The sequence below is a fragment of the Dyadobacter sp. CY356 genome, from assembly GCF_021440195.1.
Classification (GTDB): Bacteria; Bacteroidota; Bacteroidia; order Cytophagales; family Spirosomataceae; genus Dyadobacter.
The window spans coordinates 216,351-238,599 of the sequence record NZ_JAJTSZ010000006.1; the positions used below are offsets into that span (position 1 = coordinate 216,351).

Here is a 22,249-nt window from a genome sequence, read left to right on the forward strand (position 1 = left end):
CGGACAATTTCTTATAACAACGGAACCAGCGCAGCGCGGGTTTTCTTCTGCAATGCATAAAAGTCAATACCCCAGGCGGTTTTGTAATAACTCACCACGAGTGCTTCTTTTCTTCTCAGTTTAGCCTGTGCATCAGCCTGGCTGGTACCATTTACACTAAAACCTGCCGGGATAGAATTAATGATCTTTTCCCAGCCACCTTTACCTTCAATCAGCAATATGGCAATGGTTTCAACAAAATCATCATCAAAACCCGAACTTGAATAAGCTGTTACGAATCCATCCTGACGAGCTTCTGCGTCAGTAATATTGATCCAGTTTTCTCCCTGAAAAAGTCCTTTACAAACCGTTTTAAACTCAACCGGATAAAGAATATTCTGATGTAAAATATGCCCAAATTCGTGCTGTAAGGTGTGAACAAATTCTTTCACTTTATTGGAATCTGTTGCAGCTACGTAATCCGCTGTTCCGCGCGTTTTAAAGTTATTTACATCAAAAAGTACAATTTTTCTTCCTCCCTCCGCTTGTCCCAGTACCACACCGCCGTTTGACAAATACTGAACGCTTCCCGACAGAATGAAGGTTTTTGGAGAATATGTATTGAAAAAAGTCAGGTCTTTTTGCTGAACATAGGGCAAAATCCACGCACTTTTTACAACCCGGGATAAGGGGATAATTTTCTCTTCTTTTGGCGGCACCAGCGTTTTAGTCACATCACCAAACTCAAACTGATCCCAGCGGTATTTCATTTGAATGTTGTAAGGAGTCGTAAGGCTGTCTTTTATATAAGTGTCAATCGCAGTTGGCGGTATCTCTTCACCACCAAGACCTGAAATAGTGGCGACATCACCGATTGAATCTTCCTTACACGAGCTCATTAAAAAGCCTATGGCAAGAAGAGAAAAGAGGTAGTTAAAAGTAATTTTAATGTTCATCTTACAAAGATCTTTTATATATTTTTCCAATAGCTAAAATCAAAATACTTATCTCGGATTTAACTGAATACCCGACTGAACGACCGACTGTGGCAATTGCAACACTCTTTTTGGATCGTCACTATTGATTGTAATTGTCGATCCTTCTCTGGTTGTATGCACCACACCAATTCCATAACGAAGCATATCAAACCAACGCATACCTTCCTGAACAAATTCAATCCTGCGCAAGTCTGCAATTGCGTACAGCAGTCCCAGGTTATTATTTGCCGTTGAGTTGCTGAGTCCGTAATAAGTTCTGATTTTTGCAGCAGTTACAGCCTGGGTCGTTACATCATAATTCCTTATACGTTTGCTCATAAACAAATTGATGTCAGAAAGCGTCGCAGTGGTATTTCCCAAATATAGATTCGCTTCAGCCCGGTTGAAAAGAACTTCCTCAGCCGTAAATAATGGAACCATCACATAAGGATCACCAATTTCTGCATTAACCGATTGTTTAACAAAGTATTCCGATAGTTTTGGAATAAGCAAATTACCATCACCCTGCGTGTAAACCGGGTAAGCCCAGTTGGCCGAATTGCTTGACAAGGCACTCACCTGGTTTATTTCCGACCATTTTGCGTTGGTCAATCCATAGCGGTATTGCGCCACATAACGTCCATAAACAGAGCTGGTTTCTACCAAAAGTAAGTTGGCTGGTTCACTTGCTCTCGTGTATCTTTTGTATAAAGCATCATATGTCAAAGGCAGATATTCTGTATTCCATGGGCGTAAGTTACCCGCAAGATCACCCGCCGGAAAAACCGCATTGGCATAAGAAAGCGTTTTTGCATAATCCCTTTTTACCAGATAAAAACGGCTGGCGAAAGCATTGGCCGCTGCAACATTGAAATGATATTTTGGAACGGTGTATGATACATCTTTTATCAAAGGAAGTCCTTCCAGTAAATCCTTTTCGATCATTTCATATACATAAGCAACTGTTTTTCTTTCATATTGTTTGATCACAACATCCTCAGGCTCGGTCACATAAGGTATACCCAGATCCGTTGCTGCGGTTGTTGGATTATAAAATTTTGAAAAGAAACTGACCAGCATGAAATGCGCGTATGCCCTGGCAACAAGTGCCTCACCTTTCTGTGCAGAAAATATAGATGGATCATTTGCCTCGGCAATAACCTGAAGAGCAAGATTTGCAGAGGCGATCGCCTTATATGCCTTCGCCCAGTACATATCCGGGGAGTCTTCAATATTCACCGGTGCATCCACCACTTCAAAAAGATAAGATCCGCGGTTGACACGGTCATCCTGTCCTACACCTTTATCTGCTGCATTATCGCTCATTGCCTCGCTGAATGAAACGTATCCTCCCTGTGGATAAGCGGTTGTCAGCAATTGCGACACCTGTTCCGGCGTTTCTAATGTTGCCCTGGTACTATCTGGTTCCTTCGACAAAAAATCGTCGCAGCCCATCAGCATGAATAACGGCAGCAAAACAAAAAGTCTGTTTATATATCTGTTTTCCATTTTCAATTTCTCCATTATAAAGTAAACTTGATGGCTACCGTAAACTGTTTTTGAATCGGCTGAGCCACTCCACCCGTATTAAAGAATTCCGGATCCTGTCCTTTCAGTTTTTTGTCTGAATAAATAAGCCACGGATTTATGGCCGAAACCTGAATGGAAGCTGCGGACATTCCCAGTCGTTTGATTGTAGTCAAAGGAAAGCGGTAAGCAAGTGATACAGATTTCAAACGAACAAAGTCGCCACTGGCTACGCGCTGACTGGAATAATTGTATGTGGTGTAAGGATAGATCCCGGCCAGATACTGATTTTCCAAAATATCCGGTATAGAAGGGATATTGGTAATTTTCTCATCCCCGGGCTTTTCCCAGCGGTCATTTAATTCTCTTGGTGTTGCGTCCAGATCACTGAAAGCCGGTCGCGAGCCAGAAGTTCCTTTGTAAAGTGGGTTTAATCTGATTTTATTCCCAGCCTGTCCGGTAAGAAAAACGTTCAGCGTCAGGCTTTGATAGGTAAAGGTATTATTCAAACCTCCTGTGAGCGGCGGATCAACCGGACCTTCATATTTCAGGTAAGAAGTGTTAAGATCCTGAAGGTAAACGTCTTTACTAACTTCTCCCTTTTCATTTAAAAATGTAGGCACACCCGTTTTCGGATCCAGGCCACGGTAATCAACGGAGAACAAACTTCTTACAGGATGTCCCTGAATGTTTGCCCCTTCCGCTTTTACCATATCAAAAATTGTTGGCAGGTTGTCAACGCTTGTGATCCGGGTATGCGCATAACCAGCTGTGAAACGTGAGCGCCATGAAAAATCTTTGGTTTTAAGAATTACCGCTTCCAGCGAAAGGTCAATTCCCTTTGACTGCATATCTGCGTAGTTGGCAATTTTATAAGTTTGTCCGCCGATACCGGAAGTTTTTATTTTATCAATCAGATCAAAACTGTTTCTAAGATAAACATCTGCTGTGATATTGAAACGGTTGCCCAAAAGTCCAAGATCAAGACCAATGTTTCCGCTGTAAAGTTTTTCCCAGGTAAGTTCAAGATTGGCAAGGGAAGCAAGATCTATCGCAGATTCCTTTTCGTCTGTATAAGGGCGGTTTGTGATGATACTTTTCAACAATACCGCCGAATTTGTTGCCGGTCCGGTACTTGCTGTTAAACCATAACTTCCACGCAATTTGGCATAACTTATCCAGGAAAGGTTTTTGATAAATTCTTCATGATCAAGATTCCACGAACCGGCAACTGTCCAGGTTGGCAACCAGCGGCCGATGGCAGATTTCCCGAAACGGTTCGAACCATCGTAACGGGCATAAGCGGTGAAGTTATATTTATCATCCAGCGTATAACCCAAACTTGCATAAAACGCAGCGAAACGGTCAAAACTTTTGGTCATCCCAAAATACTGGAAATTACTTTCGATTGTCTGTTTTAAAATCCGGTAATCTACAAAAGGAACTCCGCCCTGATCGTATTGATAACCGTAACCTGTATTGTTTGAATTTTGTCTGTTGGTAAATTTAATTTCCTGACCCACCAATGCATTTACAGCATGTCTTTCACCAAAAACTTTATTGTAACGAAGGTTATTCCGAACATTGTAAAAAGTCATTTCGTCTTCGTTCCGGTTATAAAAACCACCGCGGGGTAAAACCACAACCGGATAGGCGTCCGGATCATCGGGATCTCTGTATAAGAATTTATTTTTTAAAGCGATGGTTGAATTTCCTGCCGCACGGTATGCGTTGGCCATGTTGGAATTTTCTGTGATCTGATGTTCCTGGCCGGTATGGATGTACCGAAGTGCACCTACAAAGTCATAGGAAATATGTGGTGTGATTTTATAGGCCAGATCACCCTGTAAACGGATATCGATCAGGTTCAGATCGATGTAGTTATTTTCAAGTTCTGTGAGAATATTAAATGGTGCATAATTTCTTCTAAAAAATTCGCGGTTGCCATTTTCATCAAAAGCAGTCAGCGTGCGACTTGTATTAAGCGCATAACTGAACGGGTTGATATCAAAGTCACGTCCGTAAGTACCATCAACCGGATTGCTCTGGCGGGTTAAAGATCCCGGAGCTCTCTGCTGACGCACCGAAGAAAGCGTGGAAAATCCAAGCGTAAGTTTGTCAGAAAGCTTGTACGTATTCCTGAAATTCAGTGTATAACGCTTCACCTTATCCACAACCGTCCAGCCGTTATCACTTAAAAAACTGGTGGAGAAATAAGATTGCGATTTGTCCGTACCGAAAGAAACGCTCAATGAATGTTCCTGTAAAAAATTATTTTTGAACAAAACATCAAACCAATCTGTATTTGCCCCTGCATATTTTAGAAGAAATGCCTTTTTCGCTTCCGGTGTATTGGCTATACCAAAATTGCCACTGGCGTCCGCGTTAAGCAAACTGTAATATTTCCCATAAACACCATAATCCGGGTTATCCAGGACATTTGTATTCAGGTAACCTTTTCTTTCCAATTCTCCCAGAACGGACATTTGTTCGGCAGAATTCATGATGTTAAAATTCTTGTATGATGGTTTTAATTGGGTACTGAAATTACCTGAATAACTGATGACCGGCTTTCCGGCTTTTCCTTTTTTTGTTGTAATAACAATAACACCATTCATCGCACGCGCACCGTACAAAGCCGCTGCTGCCGCATCTTTTAGTATATCAAAAGTTTCAATATCATTCGGGTTGAGTCCTGCAACCGCAGAACCTAACAAAGTGGTTGGATCACCGCTGGAAAGCTGGTCGTTGGAAATGTTTACGATATCTTCCAAAACAACGCCATCCACCACCCAAAGCGGTTTGTTATCTCCATTTAAAGAAGTGGCTCCGCGGATTCGGATTTTTGGCGCAGCACCAAAAGTACCCGAAACGTTCTGGATTGAAACCCCGGCAGCACGCCCTTCGAGCATACGACTCACATCAGGAAGCCCGTCAATACGGACATCGTCCGTTTTTAACGTAACGGCAGATCCGGTAAATTTGCTTTTATCAATTTGTTGAAAACCAGTAACAACAACATCCTGAAGGCCAACGGCGTCTTCGTTTAGTTCGATTGTTACAAATTTGGCGGCAGGGAATTCGGAAGGTAAAAAGCCGATCATGGTTACGACCAAAGTGGCTCCTTCGTTAACATCCGGCAATACAAACTCACCCTTTTCATTTGAGACTGTACCTTTTTGAACGCCTTTTACCCGTACAGTGGCTCCGATCAATAGTTCACCGGCCTTACTTTTTACCACGCCACGGACTTCAATATTTGCAGCTGCTACCTGCTTTGGGCTTATTGTTAAGACGGCACACAGAATAGTGCATAACAAAAACACAAAGAATGGTCGAAAACCACTGGTCCGATAAAAAATCTTCATACTTGAATGGTCGTAAAATTCTATATTAAATAGGTCTCAAATTTTAATGGAACTCAATTATACGGATAATCAATCTAATAAACGATTATTTTCAGGGTTAGATGTATGCTAACCTAAAATACTTTTATGGATAATAATATTTTCAGGATAAGCCAAATTGCCAAATTTGTGACAGCAAGTGACTATAATTGTACAAGATATGTATGGGAAGGGGCGATTGGGAATAAATGTAAGAAAAAAAATTTCTTTTACCATGATCGGTTACATTTCTTGATGCGAATTTCACACTTTTTCCCGGTCTCTAAGTGCCAGTCCGATCAGCTCGGCCGTGTTTTTAACATTGGCTTTTCGCATGATACTGGCCCGCTGATTGGCAACTGTATTAGAGCTGATTGTAAAATGTTCTGCAATATCTTTGCTGCTCATTCCTTCCGTAAGACATTGCAGAATCTGTTGCTCGCGTGGTGTCATTTTATTCCAGACAGATGCAGAGTTGGTACTCTTAACCTCCGGGACTTCAACCTCTTTTTTCGGAAGAATCAGGCTTCGGATGATAACAGAGGATGCATTGGGCGGATAATATAACTCACCGGCAGCCACACTACGTACAGCTCTGAGAATTTCTTCCCTGCCCGTATCTTTCTGAAGGTATCCGGCAGCTCCATTGGTGACAGCCGAAATAATATAATCCGCATTATTATGCATGCTGAAAACCAGCACTTTGACATTTGGAAAAGCCGGTAGTAATAATTTAATCGCCTCCAACCCCGACATACGGGGCATTGTCAGGTCAAGAAGAACTACATCGGGCTTATATTTTGAAACGCTATCCAACACTTCATCGCCATCCGAAGCTTCACCCACGATCAGGATATCCTCCTCATCTTCGAGCAAGGTGATGATACCTTGCCTCACCACAGAATGATCATCAACGACTAGTATACGTATGGGCATCTCGTTCACATTTACGATTACACAGGGATATTAATAACCAGCCTCGTGCCGGCGTCCACACTCGATATAAGTTTCATTTCACCGTTGAGTAATTGTGTACGCGTCCGGATGTTTTCAATTCCGTTCTGTGTCAAAAAGGATCCGCTTTTATTTTTCAAATTACTAATTAAAAATCCTTTCCCATCATCTTCAATCTCCAAAAAAATCCGATTCGCGTTTTGTTCTAATTTTATCTTTATATTGTCCGATTCAGCATGTTTAACCGCGTTATTCAAAGCTTCCTGGGCGATTCTATACAGTCCGATTTCCATAGGTCGGGCCAGTGCGATACGATCCTTTATACCCTCATATTTTATTTTTATTCCTGACAATTCTGAGGTTTGCGCGCAAAGCAGATTCAACGCCGCACTCAAACCAAAATCACTCAAAACGGAAGGCATAAGATTGAAAGAAACCTGGCGGGTTGTGTGAATTGTATCCTGGATTAACGTTACAAGTTTATCAAAACGAAGCCTTTGTTTCTCATCATCAAACTGCATTTGTTTGAGTTTTTCAGCCTGGAGTTTCAGTCCGGTTAACATCTGTCCGATACCGTCGTGCAATTCCAGTGCAAAACGTTTTCGTTCTTCTTCCTGCCCTTCGATTATTGCCGCTGCTCTGACACGGTCTTCTGCCAGTTGCAGCTGATATTTCTCTTCTTCGCTTCTTACCAGATCGTCTTGCGCGCGAAGCAGCTGAGCATTTGAGATTTTCAGTTTTTTATTTGCCACTCTTACAGCATCTTCCGATGCCGCCAGCAGACGAACAATCCGTCGTGTGGTATTGACAACGGGCCGGAAAATCAGAACTCCTTCTGCCAGAAGAACCAATAAGGTGAGCACATCAAGGATCCATTCGATCTGCTCCAAAATCCTGATCCTCCCGTAGCTTTCTTTATCAAACTGAAAAACGATGGCTTCCATCTGACTGAGAAATAGAGGCTCAGTTGAAAGAATGGTTTGAAGTGCGATTTTCTTTTCATCTTCCGAAGCCTCCGGACTATCAACGATCAGAAAATTTTTATACATTATTTGGAAAACAGGTTCCAGATTTTTGTACATATTTTTGATCGAATCGCTTTTCAAAACTACGAATTCACTTTCCATCTTGATCCGTCCGCGAAGCAATTGTTCGTGGCTTACTTTCCAGACATGAAGCAGTGAGTCGATTTTGACAGAATCATTTGTTGGAATTTTTTCTGTTTGTAAAATAGCAAGCTTTGTCAAACGCTGACTTAACATGCGCTGGCGACCGGCCACATTTACCACCCGACTGTCATGATTCAGGTTATTGATCGTTCTTCGGACTAAAAAAAGTCCGCTGACTGTCAGCACGGCGACCAAAGTCAGCGCGACGATATAATATCTTGTCAAACGATCCGCAACCTGACTTTCGAGTTTTTCCATTTTTATTTACAAACCAATATAAACCTGATTTTCCCTGACGATCACGGGAAAGGTATTGATTTTATATTCGTCATCGGTCAGGCATTGTCCGCTTTTTAAGGAGAAAGTTTTTTTATGAAACGGGCAGGCAACCTTGGGCTCATCTCCCTGACTTCCGATCATTCCGCGGCCTATGGCCATTTGCTGGCGGTGTGGACATTGGTTGTCAGTAGCATACCACTCGCCTCTTCTGGCAAAGTTGAAAATAGCGATTTGTTTTCCTTCGATCAATGCGCAGCCTCCGCCGTCTTCGGGGATGTCGCTGACGTTGCAGGCAAGGTGCCAGGTTATTCTGTCTTTTGTGTTATGTGTTGGTTCCATGGTGATTTTTTACTGGAATGATTTATTGATAACATCCACACCCCGGTGCCATCGGGCGATGCCCGATGCAGAGATATGTCGGCCTTTCAGGCCTTTTTGGTTAGACCCATTCTTTGGCTCGTTTTTGGGTACGCATTTCTTCGAATGTTATGGTCGGATCTTTTTCAGGGACGTTTACGAAATGGTTGTAGCGTTTTCTTAATTCCGGACTGCCCACAACTTCTTTCCATTCACATTTGTAGTTGTTGATCAACGTCTGCATTTCTTCTTCAAATGCGGACGCTAATCCTAACAAATCGTCAACGACAACTGCTTTCAGATATGACATACCGCCTTCCATTTTATTTAGCCAGGTGGCTGTTCTAGTCAATGGATCGGCCGTTTTAATATAAAACATCAGGAATCTGTCGATCAGTTTTATACAAGTTTCTTTGTCAATATCGGAGGCCAGCAATTGCGCATGCTGAGGTTTTGAACCACCATTTCCGCAGACATATAAATTCCATCCTTTTTCGGTAGCGATAATACCAAAATCCTTACTCTGCGCCTCTGCACACTCACGGATACATCCAGAAACAGCCGACTTAAACTTATGCGGGGCACGAATTCCTTTATATCTGTCTTCAATCTCAATAGCAAAAGAAATAGAATCCTGTACCCCAAACCGGCACCAGGTTGATCCAACACAGCTTTTTACAGTACGCAACGCTTTTCCATAAGCATGACCGCTTTCAAAACCAGCATCAATTAATTCTTCCCAGATCAACGGCAGGTCATTGACATGCGCACCAAAAAGATCTATTCTTTGCCCGCCTGTAATTTTGGTATACAGATTATATTTTTTAGCAACCTGTCCGATCACAATCAATTTATCCGGGGTAATTTCCCCGCCTGGAATTCTTGGCACCACTGAATAGGTGCCTCCTTTTTGTATGTTGGCCAGATACCTGTCATTAGAATCCTGAATAGGCGCTCGGTCTTTTGTCAAAACATTTTCATTCCAAAGACTGGCCAGTACCGATGCGACAACCGGCTTACAAACTTCACAACCATCGCCATGTCCAAACTCATTCAATACTTCACCATAGGTTTTCAACCCATTCATTTTCACCAGATCTAATAATTCCTGGCGGGAATGATCAAAATGTTCACAAATAACTGTTTTTATATACTGCCCATTTTGCTTCATCACACCCTGGATAATATCTTTCACCAGCGGAACACAGCCACCACAGCCAGTACCGGCTTTGCAGGATTTTTTCAGCAGATCTATCGTGTTATTGCCTTTTTCACCAATTTCATGGCAAAGCATTCCTTTTGTAATCGCTTCGCAGGAACAAATCAGGGCGTCATCCGGCAAACTCATCACCCCGGCACCGGCCTCTTCTCCGCCTCGCGAACCTAAAATAAGATCTTCCGAATCTGGTGGAAGAATGGTTTTATTTTTACAGGTTTGTAAAAGCATATTGTATTGCTCTGCATCACCTACCAGGATCCCACCCAGCAGTTCTTTACCATCCGGCGAAACATTGATTCTTTTATATATACCTTTTGCTTTATTTTCGTAGCGGATTGTTATACAGGCTGGTTCTTCAATAAAAGGATCACCGAAACTTGCCACATCAGTACCGATCAATTTCAGTTTTGTAGACATATCGTAAGGCAAAAATTCCTTATCAATACCTGTTAAAGTATTGGCTACCACATCAGCCATTTCATATCCGGGAGCGATCAATCCATAGATCATATGATGCGCCAGAGCACATTCTCCTATGGCAAAGATAGAAGGGTCAGAAGTTCTTAATCCGTTATCGACAATGATCCCGCCGCGAGGATGCGTTTCCAAACCTGCAATTTTTGCGAGTTCATCGCGCGGACGGATACCGGCAGAAATCACGAGCATATCCACATCCAGGAAAGCATTATCAACAAACTGCATGCCTTTGATACAATCGTCACCCACAATTTCCTGCGTACTTTTTGCAAGATGGATATTCAAACCAAGAGATTCCAGCTGACTTTGCAGGATTTTAGAACCGGCGTCATCAATTTGTCTGGGCATCAGGCGTGAAGCAAATTCTACCACATGGGCTTCTTCAAGACCAAGATCAAGCAACGCTTTGGCCGCTTCCAGACCTAGCAAGCCACCACCCAAAACAGCACCTCTTTTTGCCTTCCGGGCATATGCCTGGATAAGCTCTAAATCTTCAATTGTTCTGTAGACAAATACACCATCTTTTTCCACACCGGGAATAGATGGCACAAACGCGCCGGAGCCTGTTGCCATGATCAGATAGTCGTAATGTACTACGTGACCATGATGAGATCTTACCAATTTTTCTTCTCTGTCGATATCAACCACCGGGTCCGAAAGAAATAGTCTGATGTTATTTTCTTCATACCATTCTTTACTCGCCATCGTAAGATCGTCCGCAGATTTACCAGCAAAATATTCACTCAAATGCACGCGATCATAAGCCACACGAGGTTCTTCCCCAAAAACCGTCAGCATGAATTCCTGATCATTTTTTTTCCTGGCCAGCAATTTCTCGCAGAATTTGTAGCCAACCATACCATTACCAATGATAACAATATGCGTATTTGTGTTTGCTTTCATAGTTATAAGTAACTATTAATTTTGAATAACCCTGTTGTTTTATTGTATTATTTTAATAATTGTTCCATGTTATTATCTAATAGCACATGTCAAAATTAAAACGTGTTTTTATCAATTCCTAACTTTTAATTCTAAATTAAGTTAAAATTCATACTTAATTTTTGGCAAAAATGTTGTTTTGTAAAATATTGATACTAATTTTGAAGCAACATACAGCAATAGTTACTATTTACTATACATAGTACATTTCTAATATTCACCAGAACATATATTAAAGAGATGGATGCGAAACTTACACTCGTGGGAGCAGGTCCTGGAAACGGAGAGCTGATTACTTTAAAAGGAATCAAAGTTTTAAGAACAGCCGATGTCGTTTTATACGACGAACTGGTCAGCACTGAAATTCTTGATTTTGCACCGGAAGCAGCAATGAAAATATATGTTGGAAAAAAAGTGGGCGAAGCTTCTTTTTCTCAGGATGAAATCAATGGACTGATTGTAAAGCTTGCCCGGAAACGCGGACATGTAGTTCGTTTGAAAGGTGGTGATTCTTTCGTATTCGGGCGTGGTCATGAAGAAATGGAATATGCCCGCGATCATGATATTAGCTGTGAAGTAATTCCCGGCGTTTCAAGCTGTATAGCCGTTCCGGCTTCCCTGGAAATTCCGGTGACCCGTCGCGGTGTAAGTGAAAGTTTCTGGGTCATTACCGGAACAACCAGAAACGGTGAACTGTCTGACGATATGCGGTTGGCGGCACAGTCCAAAGCCACCATTGTTGTGTTGATGGGCATGAATAAACTGAATGAAATTTGTGATTTATATAAATATTTTGGCCGCGGACATTTACCGATGGCGGTGATCCAGAACGGAACGCGTGCGGACGAAAAAAGTGTGATCGGGCAGGTTTGGGAAATGCCACGATTAGTGAAAGAAAATAAACTGGGCACGCCGGCAATCATTGTGCTTGGGGAGGTTGTCGGGTTGCATCCATCCTATGCGATGGAATATTTGCAGAGTGCCAATCTGGCCTCTTAGAAAAAAAGCCGATCCGGTGTGGGGACACCGAAATCGGCTTATGTACTATCCCAACAGGGCTATTCAAACCTAGGGATGTTGTTTATGTATCACACAAACGCACCAAATAAAATGGAAAAAAGAACATAAAGCAAATTCCTGAGTATCCGGAGCGCACGGTGTTGCCTCTGTGACCGAATTCTGCCATAGTCATGGCAACAGTTACTTTTTTCATTTTATCACCGATTCAAATGAAATCAAAAATCTACCTCCTGATTACAGGAGCTGCCCTGCTAATGTCATTTTTGCTACCGTCAAAATCAACGGCTCAGTTAAGCATTTCCGGTCGGCTTCGCACACGTTCCGAGCTTTTGGACGGACAAGGCTCACCCCTTTCCAAAGGAAGCAAACCGGCATTTTTTACTTCGCAACGCACGCGGCTGAATGTTGGATACAAAGGTTACCGAACAAATTTTTATATATCTGCACAGGATGTGCGGGTTTGGGGACAGGATGCTTCAACCAATAACCGCATCGTTAGTGCCAATTTAAATGGTTTTATGTTACATGAGGCCTGGGGAGAAATTAGTTTCCTGGACACCAATCAGACCAAACTTGGAAAAGAGTTTTCAATCAAGATCGGTCGCCAGGAATTGCTTTATGACGACAGCCGGTTGCTCGGAAACCTTGACTGGCTGCAACAGGCAAGACGCCATGATGCGGCACTAATCAAGTTTGGCAACAAAGGATTTACCGCTCATTTAGGCTTTGCGTATAACCAGAACAGTGAGTTAAAAACAGGCACTTTATACAATGGCGTACCCAATGGTTATGCCGCCGGAACGAATGGAATAGGCACGATGTATAAGTCGATGCAGTTCGTTTATTTGGGTAAAAAGCTAAGTCAGGGGAATGTCTCATTTTTGATTTTAAAAGACGATTTTCAGAAATATACTTTGACTGCAACAGGCACAAAAACGCTTGAAAAAGGCGTAAACAGCCGGGTAACGTTGGGGCCCTATATTCAGACGAAACTAGGGAAAAACTGGAATTTTACAGCCAGTGGTTATTTGCAGCAAGGAAAAGATAAAGATGGCGTCCGGTTATCGTCTTATATGTATACGGTGAGAGCTATTTACGACGTAAACAAATTTATCAGCTTCGGACCAGGATTTGATTATACTTCCGGTAGTGGTTCTCGCAGTAATAAAAACAGAAGTTTCGACCCGCTTTACGGAACACCGCACAAGTTTTGGGGACAAATGGATTATTTCTACGCTGCAAACGGATTCGGGAAGGGCGGACTTTCAGACCTATACCTGACCAGTACGATCAAAGCATCTCCAAAGCTTTCTATGCAGGCTGATTTGCACCAGTTTTCAAGTGCTGCGCAGATTACCAACGCCAAAGATGAAAAACTGAGCAGCAATTTTGGAGAAGAACTGGATATTATCGCCACCTATAATTTAACAAAAACCATCAGTTTTCAGGGAGGATATTGCACCTTTTTACCAACAAATTCTCTTGCTCAGGTAAAGGCAGTAACGGATCCACAGAAAATGGCCAATTGGGCATATCTGATGATCAGTATTAAGCCTGACTTCCTGAAATAACCTCTTATCATATAGATTTCAAATTCTGCATCACTCTTATTATCAAAAGTTTAAAACGTATTGAACTATGGAAATGTCGAATAAACCGTTACAAAAATTAAATATATTCAGTGCGAAAGGCGTACAAATGCGTACTTTCCACCTGACCTGGATGGCTTTTTTCCTATGCTTTTTCGGCTGGTTCGGACTGGCTCCGCTGATGACCGTTGTTAAAACGGATTTGGGTTTAACAAAAGGACAAATCGGGAATATCATCATTGCATCCGTAGCCGCAACGGTTATTGCCCGTATCGCTGTTGGAAAACTTTGTGATTCCTGGGGACCAAGAAAAACGTACACTGCACTTTTAGGAATCTGTTCCATACCGGTTATGACCGTCGGGCTGGTTCACTCCTATGAAGGATTTTTACTTTTCAGATTAGCGATTGGTGTGATCGGTGCTTCGTTTGTCGTTACCCAATATCACACATCTGTCATGTTTGACAAGAAAATTGTGGGTACCGCCAATGCGGTTGCAGGTGGCTGGGGAAATCTGGGTGGCGGGGTTACGAATATGGTGATGCCTTTGATTTTCGCCGGATTTATCGGTGCAGGTTATTTACCTGAATCGGCTTGGCGTTTGGCCATGATTATTCCCGGTGTGGCTCTTTTGATTTTCGCTTTTGTTTATTACTTCTACACGAAAGATACACCAGCCGGAAACTTTGATGAGCTACCTGAATCGACTCAAAACTCGACCGTTAAAGTGAAAGGTACCATGACAATGGCGATGAAAGACCCGCGTACCTGGGCACTTTTTCTTGCATACGGAGCTTGTTTTGGTATTGAAATTACGTTTGATAATATCGCAGCTTTGTACTTTTTTGAAAATTTCAATGCAACGCTGGCAGTTGCGGGAATCCTTGCGGGAACATTCGGTTTCATGAATTTATTCGCCCGGGCTTTGGGTGGAATTGTAGCGGATAAAGTGGGTTTGAAATACGGTATGCTTGGCAAAGGCCGTTTATTGGCACTTTTGTTAGCTTTAGAAGGAATTGGTATCGCACTTTTCGCGCAAAGCTCTACACTGACAATCGCCGTGATCAGCATGTTATGTTTTGCTATGTTTTTGAAAATGGCAAATGGTGTTACTTATGCCATTGTTCCGTTTGTTAATCAAAAAGCAATCGGCTCAGTAAGCGGAATTGTGGGCGCAGGTGGAAATGTAGGCGCTGTATTGGCGGGATTCTTGTTCAAGTCCAGCTCAATCTCTTACGCTCAGGCTTTTGTCTATATCGGTGTTGCGATTGCTTGTGTGGCTGCGATTGTCGCTTTGGTCAATTTTGATAAAATAAGAACAACCGTACCCGAATCGAATACGCTGGAAACTGCGAATTCTTAGATACTAAATAAATATACTGGCTGTTATGAAAAATTCCTCTGATACCTTCAAATCTACCTGTTGCTATTGCGGCGTGGGTTGCGGCGTAGTTGTGACAAAGGAAACTAACGGCCAACTGAGCCTGGAGGGAGATAAAGAACATCCCTCCAGCAAAGGTATGCTTTGTTCAAAAGGAATGAATTTGCATTACACCGTGATGGATCAGTCGGACCGGTTGCTGTATCCGCAAATGCGGCTGAACCGCTCGATGCCTTTACAACAGGTTACCTGGGACGAAGCGCTGGACCGGACTGCTGCTGTTTTTAAAACACTGATTAAAAAATTCGGCCCTGATTCGGTTGCATTTTACGTTTCCGGTCAATGCCTGACAGAAGAATATTATCTGGTCAACAAGCTCATCAAAGGATTTATCGGTTCCAATAATATCGATACCAATTCCCGGCTTTGCATGAGTTCTGCCGTGGTAGGCTATAAACTTTCGCTAGGCGAAGATTGTGTGCCGGTTTGTTATGATGATATTGAAGAAGCAGATGTTTTTTACGTAACAGGAGCAAATCCGGCTTGGTGCCACCCGATTTTATGGCGGAGAATTGAAGCACATAAAGCGGCTAATCCGGATGTAAAAATCATCTGTGTCGATCCGCGTAAAACAGATACAGCCCGCTCGTCGGATCTTCATTTGGGAATAATTCCTGGAACTGATATCGTTTTAAATAATGCCATTGGACGGATTCTTATTGAAAAAAAATATATCAACCAGGATTTTATAGAAAATCACACAGACGGATTTTCAAATTTTCAGGAAAAGGTTTTTGAAAGAACGATTGAGGAAGCTGCTGAAATATGCGGAATTGCAGCAAAAGATGTATATCAGGCTGCTGAATGGATTGGTGAATCGAAAGGCTTTCTTTCATTATGGACAATGGGGTTAAATCAATCGGTGATTGGGGTAAATAAAAATCTTTCGCTGATCAATCTGCACTTAATAACAGGGAAAATCGGCTCTCCCGGTAACGGTCCATTTTCTTTAACAGGACAACCAAACGCCATGGGCGGCCGCGAAACGGGCGGACTGGCCAATATTCTTCCCGCACATCGTGATGTGACCAATGCTATACACCGGGAAGAAATGGAGGCTTTTTGGGATAGTCCGGTTAAAATTGCACACAAACCTGGCTTCACTGCCACTGAAATGTTTGAAGCATTGGCCGATGATCGATTGAAGGCGATATGGATTATCAATACCAATCCGCTTGTGAGTATGCCGGACCTTAATATGGCAGAGAAAGCGTTGAAAAATTCACGTTTTGTGGTAGTTCAGGATGTTTCAAATCTGGCTGATACCGTTCATTTCGCTGATGTGGTTTTGCCGGCAGCCGCCTGGCTGGAAAAAGAAGGCACCATGACCAATGCGGAAAGGCGGATTACTTATCTGCCAAAAGCACTTGAAGCGCCGGGGGAAGCTTTGCCAGACGCTGAAATCATCTGGAAGTTTGCGCAAAAAATGGGTTTTTCAGAGGCGTTTGACTATAAAAACTCATCTGAGGTTTATGACGAATATGTCAAAATTACAGCGAATTCGAATATTGATGTGACGGGTGTAAGTTACGATCTGCTCAAAAATAAACGGAGTGTTCAGTGGCCGTTGGCGGCAAAAAAATCAGTTGATAATGAAACGACAATTAATCACGAAATAACCGATTCGTCAGCAGTCGGAACGAAACGACTTTTCACAGATCACAATTTTTATACTCCTAACAAAAGAGCTCAAATTTTTGCCATTGCGGACGAAAATACTTCTGAACCAATAGATGAGCATTTTCCATTGGTACTGACAACCGGCCGCATCCGTGACCAGTGGCATACGATGACGAAAACCGGCCGGGTAACAAAACTTAAACAACATATACCACAACCTTTTTTGCAGATTCACCCGAAGGATGCAGAAACAAGAAATATAACTGAAGGAAAACTTGTCGTTGTGCAGGGCCGTCGCGGGGAAGTTCGGGTTAAAGCGCAATTGACCGAAGACGTGCGACAGGGATTGTGCTTTTTACCGATGCACTGGGGGAAGATTTTGGGAAGTAATTTAGGGCGGGCAAATAATCTTACAAATTCGCTGGTTGATCCTCGTTCCAAAGAACCGGATTTTAAATTTTCAGCAATTGAAGTTTCTTTATACAAAAAACCCTTTGAAAAAATTATTATCATCGGTGCAGGTTCTGCCGGTTTGGGTTTTGTCAATACATACCGGACACTCAACCAAAATGATGAAATCCATGTTTTTTCAAAAGAAATTTATCCGTTTTATAACCGGGTTTTGCTCCCCGATTATATCAGCGGCGAACAAAGCTGGGAGCAGCTTGTAAAATTGAGGGAGGATCAGTTTTCTGATGCCAATATTGTTGTTCACAAAGGAATCAGTATTGTGCATATTGACCGGAAAAATAAAATCCTGACCGATAATGAAGGCAATGAGCATACCTACGACAAACTGATTCTGGGCATGGGCAGCAGATCTTTTATGCCCAAGGGTGTTCCGGAATTACCAGGTATTTTCAATATGCGTTCGCGGATGGACGCTGACAAACTTTTGCCTTTTGTAAATCAAACTGATGCACATGCGGTCATAGTCGGCGGCGGAATTTTGGGACTGGAACTGGCTGCTTCCTTTCGTAAAATGAACATTCGGGTAACAGTTATCCAGAGAAGCGGACGATTGATGGAAAGGCAGCTGGACCCTCTGGCGAGTGAGTTATTATATCAGGATTTGACAGACCGCGGTATTGAAATTTTCTTCAACGATGAAGTTTCAACCTATAACGGAAATACAAAAGTTGAAGGAATACTATTAAAATCAGGACGAAAAATAGCGTGTCAGGTGGTTGTTCTGGCCATTGGAACAGTACCAACGATTGAACTGGCAAGTGAGGCTGGGATTGAAAATAAACGAGGAATTCTCGTGAACGATTACATGCAGACTTCGGACGAATCCATTTTTACGGCGGGAGAAATTGCTGAGTGGCGGGGACAAATGTGGGGAATAACGCTGGCAGCGGAACAACAGGCGGAAGTCGCCGCTCATTTTATTGCAGGTGATATCTCCCAGCCATATCAGGGTAGTGTTTCAATGAACATCCTGAAAATGGAAGGCCTGCACATGAGCAGTATTGGTATGACGGAAGCACCGGCCAATGACCCGACTTATGAGGAGATTGTCTTTATAGATAAATCAAAAAGATATTATAAAAAGTGTATCGTTCACCAGGACAGGCTGGTCGGTGCTATTTTGATTGGTGACAAAAATGAATTTCTGGAATTTAGGGATTTGATTGCAAAGGGCACTGAACTCTCTGAAAAACGGCTTCAATTGTTAAGGGCCAGCCAGCGTGTAGATCCAATGGAAGGAAAATTGGTTTGTTCTTGTAATGGTGTCGGACAGGGAAATCTGGAAAAAGCAATTCGTGATGGATGCAATGATTTCCAAAAACTCTGCCAGAAAACGGGCGCAGGAACGGGTTGCGGATCATGTAGGCCGGAGGTTCGGGCGATTTTGGAGCGGATGGAGATGGTGGCGGTGTGATGAATGGATTATCCCAAACACCCAAATCCGATGGGCGTTGCCCAACGCTAAAATATGTCGCCCTTTCAGGGCTATGACGACCGAAATTCCATGGCCCTGAAAGGATGCGATATCTTAGGATGGGGCAACGCCCTATCGCGCCGTGGAATCGTGCCGGGGGAATCACACCGGAGGAATACCACCGAACCCCAATCGGACAATTCGAAAATCAAATGATTATCAATATATTTTCAAAATAACCATGCGCGATTATTACACCATAAAAATCAACCTCCCAGGAGGAATCGTATCGCCGGGATATCTTAAAGATATTTTAACGGTCGCATGGTCATCCGGTATCCGGAAAGTCAGGTTCGGAGCGCGCCAGCAACTGTTATTGACTGTGCATTACGAAGTGGTGCGTTTTATTGAAAAAGATCTTCAAAAATTAAATATCAGCTACGAACTTAATACAGAGAAACACCCAAATATCATCAGCTCCTATTGCGGCGAAGAAGTTTTCAGAACCGGACAATGGTTGGGCAACAACGAATATCATTCTGTTCTGGACAGTTTTGATTATCAACCTGAGTTAAAAATCAATATTTCCGATTCAAACCAGAGCTTTACGCCCTTTTTCACCGGAAATCTAAATTTCGTTTCATCGCCAGAGCCACAATACTGGTATCTATATATCAGACTAAAACAAAGCAACAATCTATTCCGCTGGCCGGAATTAATTTATACCAATGAAATCGGACGGCTGGCAAAAATTCTGGAAAATTGCATGCTTCATCAGGAATGCCAGAGTCTGGAAAGTTTGTATGAGGCGGTAAGAAATGAAACAGCTTACGTATCCATTCCAGCGACGCAAGAATTGGAATTACCATCTTTTTCACTTCCTTACTATGAGGGATTTAACCGGTATGAATCAAGAACCTGGCTGGGATTATACCGCCGCGATGAACTGTTTCCGGTTGAGTTTCTGATTGACCTGTGTTTGTTATGCCTGAAAACCCGTGTTGGTGAAATCTGTGTAACTCCGTGGAGGTCATTAATTATCAAAGGTATTGAAGATTCGCAACGTGCTTCATGGAGTAACATTCTTGGTAAACACAATATCAATGTCCGCCATGCAGCAAACGAATTAGCCTGGCAAACAGAAGACCACACCGTAGATGGTACCCGGCTCAAAGATTATTTGATAAGATATATTGAAAAAAATGACACAAGAACTTTTGGACTTTGCTTCGGTATTCAGACACGAAAAAAATCAGAAGTTTTTGGCTCCGTTTTAGTTCGAAAAAGATCGGTGATCAGTATTGCACAGCTTTCTTTACTAAGTGTTTACGACATTTATCACACTGAAAATTTCAATCCCAATAGCAGAAAACATGTCCTGTTTCAAAAAGGGTTGTTCAAGATTCACCTGCCATGGCAACTTGAACGATTATGCCGACAATTTAACAATCGCCGGACCTTCGAAAATGCAGAAATAATTCAAATTGAGGATGAAATAAAAGATGTATTATCGGCAAAAATTTTAGTTCATCAATGCCCGAATTGTTTGACGATTTATCATCCTGATTATGGCGACGAGCTTAATAATATTTTACCAAATATACCCTTTGAATCCTTACCAGAGGAATATTCCTGCCCAACCTGCGGTACCAAAAAAAATGAATTCGTTGAAATTGAGCTACCTGCAATCAATTTAATCTGAAATCAAAATGAAAACTGAAATCATTACTCCGTTTTTCTTCGAATTTGAAAGTGATTTTGTTGAATCGATGCGTTGTATTCCAATGATTGTCCGATACAAACTCGACACCTGTGGTATTAAATTAAAACTTCCGGAATGGGTAAAAATCAGTGTTGAAGAAAAAACACAACTGGCGTATTTACCTTGTTGTCTCAATTCAGAAATTGATCAATACGGCGACTTTGTAAATAAACTGGTTTGGAAATATGCCAGTCACGAAGCAGGTTCACTGGCTTCGGTGGACGATAGCTGGAATATTCTGAACGAAGTTCCAGAAGAAGTACAGACAAAAGCAGCGGAGTGGGACTGTCCCCGATTGACACGAAAACAGTGGATTAAAATTGATACACTTCAAAGATTTGCCCTGGTAAAATTAAGCAGATCCGGACATGAAGGGAAAAATTTCCCGAGAGCGATGCAGGAGTTTGGACTGGTTCATTAAGCGACCTTACTCCTTAATCTCAGACTTTTCCACCAGGACAGAAGTAATCCGGTTCAACTCATCAACCTTATAAGCAAAATCGCCTTTCAGCATATCCCTGACCGCTTTCAATTGCTCCATGGCCGTTTCAAGATTATCTGGTAATGCCTCAGTCAACACTTCTTTAAGCCTTTTTGCCAGCGTTGGCGACATGCCATTGGTTGAAATCGCAACTTTCAAACTACCTTTTTTAACCACGGAAGAAAGATAAAAATCACAAAGTGGAGGAGTATCGGCGACGTTGCAAAGCATATGTCTAGCCCGGGCGACGGATTTAATTCGTTTATTTTCTTCCTTGTCATTCGTCGCCACAATGGCCAGATCTTTTTCCGACAAATCACCATCTTCGAACTTTCTTTCTATCAAGGAAATCCTTTCGTTATTAATTGCGATCTCACGAATTTCCTGCCTTATTTCCGGAGAAACCAAAGTAACCCTAGCTTCTGGCGAATTATCTAAAACCGCAGTAATTTTTTCCAGACCAACATATCCCCCACCAACAATCAGTGTATGGAGATTTTCAAGTTTCAGGAAGATGGGGAATAGGTTATTCAAAATATAGATTATTATTTGCTGATATCTATTCCAGCTTGTTTAATAATGGCTAGAAATGTTCCTTTTTTTAGATCTTTTCCTCCATGAAACGGCACTATGACCGTCTTGTTGGAATGCTCGTTGTAAAAAACCTGATGCGATCCTTTCGATCTTTTAAAAATAAAACCATTATACTCTAAAAGTCTTATTAAATATTTCGGTGATAAGTTCAAGCAACAAGACTAAGAGAGTACTCCAAAGTATTACTATCATCGGGAACTGGCTCCCCCCGTTCTGTTAACTCTTCAACGTATAAAGAAATAGCCTCTTTCGCCATTTCCAATGCTTCGTCGATACTTTCACCATAAGTAATGCATCCCGGAAGAGCCGGAACAAAAACCGTATATCCTCCCTCAGCCTCTGGCACCAGCCTCAACTTGTATGTATAGTTCATGTATGAAAAAAATTTGATCATAATAATTATCCTAAGCCCCACAGCAGGCCGAAGTATCAATTGAAAAACAGAGTTATTTTTGTTAAAGAAAAAACTCTGTGCCCCTCTTAAAACCTCAGTAAAACTATTTGTAACCCACAACACAAATTTACAAGATTAATGTCATATTTCGGATTAACTATTTGATTTTATAACTATTCCAACAAGTTGCATTTTTA

The 22,249-nt window shown here is 42.1% G+C and carries 16 protein-coding genes; 6 read left to right on the forward strand and 10 right to left on the reverse strand.

Annotated features, from left to right (window positions below):
• Window positions 1-11: 11 nt before the first annotated feature.
• The 7 genes from LXL81_RS19905 to nirB all read right to left on the reverse strand — a co-directional run bounded on the left by LXL81_RS19905 (window position 12) and on the right by nirB (window position 11,227).
• Window positions 12-935, reverse strand: coding sequence for a putative zinc-binding metallopeptidase (locus tag LXL81_RS19905; protein ID WP_234648518.1), 924 nt, complete (start codon window positions 933-935; stop codon window positions 12-14).
• Window positions 936-983: 48 nt separating this feature from the next.
• Complete coding sequence (locus LXL81_RS19910) at window positions 984-2,480, reverse strand: RagB/SusD family nutrient uptake outer membrane protein (RefSeq protein ID WP_234648519.1); 1,497 nt, start codon at window positions 2,478-2,480, stop codon at window positions 984-986.
• Window positions 2,480-5,851 carry a SusC/RagA family TonB-linked outer membrane protein gene (locus tag LXL81_RS19915; RefSeq protein WP_234648520.1) on the reverse strand — a complete coding sequence of 1,124 codons (3,372 nt, stop codon included), beginning with the start codon at window positions 5,849-5,851 and terminating at the stop codon, window positions 2,480-2,482. The genes LXL81_RS19910 and LXL81_RS19915 overlap by 1 nt, the downstream gene beginning before the upstream one ends.
• Before the next feature lie 282 nt (window positions 5,852-6,133).
• Window positions 6,134-6,805: a response regulator transcription factor gene (locus LXL81_RS19920; RefSeq protein WP_234648521.1), complete on the reverse strand. Its 672-nt coding sequence runs from the start codon at window positions 6,803-6,805 to the stop codon at window positions 6,134-6,136.
• A 17-nt stretch (window positions 6,806-6,822) separates the two neighbouring features.
• Entirely contained in the window at window positions 6,823-8,250 is a 1,428-nt protein-coding gene (locus tag LXL81_RS19925) for an ATP-binding protein (RefSeq protein WP_234648522.1), read from the reverse strand.
• A 6-nt stretch (window positions 8,251-8,256) separates the two neighbouring features.
• A complete protein-coding gene (gene nirD, locus LXL81_RS19930; RefSeq protein WP_234648523.1) occupies window positions 8,257-8,610 on the reverse strand; it encodes a nitrite reductase small subunit NirD in 354 nt (117 codons plus the stop codon).
• Between the two features lie 100 nt (window positions 8,611-8,710).
• Window positions 8,711-11,227, reverse strand: coding sequence for a nitrite reductase large subunit NirB (nirB, locus tag LXL81_RS19935; protein WP_234648524.1), 2,517 nt, complete (start codon window positions 11,225-11,227; stop codon window positions 8,711-8,713).
• A gap of 279 nt (window positions 11,228-11,506) precedes the next feature.
• Here nirB and cobA point away from each other — a divergent pair, with 279 nt between their 5' ends.
• From cobA to LXL81_RS19965, 6 genes are all read left to right on the forward strand, one after another.
• Complete coding sequence (cobA, locus tag LXL81_RS19940) at window positions 11,507-12,265, forward strand: uroporphyrinogen-III C-methyltransferase (RefSeq protein ID WP_234648525.1); 759 nt, start codon at window positions 11,507-11,509, stop codon at window positions 12,263-12,265.
• Window positions 12,266-12,495: 230 nt separating this feature from the next.
• The gene (locus LXL81_RS19945) at window positions 12,496-13,857 is read left to right on the forward strand and encodes an alginate export family protein (protein ID WP_234648526.1); all 1,362 of its coding nucleotides are present in this window, start codon (window positions 12,496-12,498) and stop codon (window positions 13,855-13,857) included.
• A gap of 67 nt (window positions 13,858-13,924) precedes the next feature.
• On the forward strand, window positions 13,925-15,238 hold the full coding sequence (locus LXL81_RS19950) for an MFS transporter (protein ID WP_234648527.1): 1,314 nt from the start codon (window positions 13,925-13,927) through the stop codon (window positions 15,236-15,238).
• A gap of 25 nt (window positions 15,239-15,263) precedes the next feature.
• The gene (locus LXL81_RS19955) at window positions 15,264-18,821 is read left to right on the forward strand and encodes a nitrate reductase (RefSeq protein ID WP_234648528.1); all 3,558 of its coding nucleotides are present in this window, start codon (window positions 15,264-15,266) and stop codon (window positions 18,819-18,821) included.
• Between the two features lie 241 nt (window positions 18,822-19,062).
• Window positions 19,063-20,523, forward strand: a complete 1,461-nt coding sequence (locus tag LXL81_RS19960; protein ID WP_234648529.1) for a rubredoxin domain-containing protein — start codon at window positions 19,063-19,065, stop codon at window positions 20,521-20,523.
• A gap of 7 nt (window positions 20,524-20,530) precedes the next feature.
• Complete coding sequence (locus LXL81_RS19965) at window positions 20,531-21,004, forward strand: nitrate reductase associated protein (protein ID WP_234648530.1); 474 nt, start codon at window positions 20,531-20,533, stop codon at window positions 21,002-21,004.
• Between the two features lie 6 nt (window positions 21,005-21,010).
• On the opposite strand, the gene LXL81_RS19970 is transcribed toward LXL81_RS19965, so the two are convergent.
• The 3 genes from LXL81_RS19970 to LXL81_RS19980 are packed head-to-tail and all read right to left on the reverse strand — an operon-like array spanning window position 21,011 to window position 22,031.
• Window positions 21,011-21,598, reverse strand: a complete 588-nt coding sequence (locus LXL81_RS19970) for a bifunctional precorrin-2 dehydrogenase/sirohydrochlorin ferrochelatase (RefSeq protein WP_234648531.1) — start codon at window positions 21,596-21,598, stop codon at window positions 21,011-21,013.
• A gap of 11 nt (window positions 21,599-21,609) precedes the next feature.
• A complete protein-coding gene (locus tag LXL81_RS19975; RefSeq protein WP_234648532.1) occupies window positions 21,610-21,810 on the reverse strand; it encodes a type II toxin-antitoxin system HicA family toxin in 201 nt (66 codons plus the stop codon).
• On the reverse strand, window positions 21,807-22,031 hold the full coding sequence (locus LXL81_RS19980) for a type II toxin-antitoxin system HicB family antitoxin (RefSeq protein WP_234648533.1): 225 nt from the start codon (window positions 22,029-22,031) through the stop codon (window positions 21,807-21,809). The genes LXL81_RS19975 and LXL81_RS19980 overlap by 4 nt, the downstream gene beginning before the upstream one ends.
• Between the last annotated feature and the right edge of the window lie 218 nt (window positions 22,032-22,249).